Annotated in this window: 1 protein-coding gene; it reads left to right on the top strand. The window is 44.0% G+C overall.

Annotation, left to right across the window (positions count from 1 at the left end; translation table 11 throughout):
• Positions 1 to 207: GA-like domain-containing protein (locus AC1M9K_RS14700; protein WP_481589667.1), on the top strand; the 207-nt coding region annotated here is incomplete at both ends.

Consider the following 207-nt stretch of genomic DNA (forward strand, 5'->3'; position numbering starts at 1 on the left):
AAGCACGTGATGATGCACTTGCTGCGAAAACAGAAGCACAAACAAAAGTGACAGCGTTACCTGAGGCAGTACAAACAGAAAAAGATGCGCTACAAGGTCGTTTAAATGATCTGGTTGATATCACTTTACCAGCAGTAAATGATGAAAACGAAGATGGTGTGGATGATGCAGTTGCAGCACTTGAAGAAGCGACAGAGGCAGTAGAGG

This window comes from Acinetobacter sp. 24-47-67 (genome assembly GCF_056779735.1).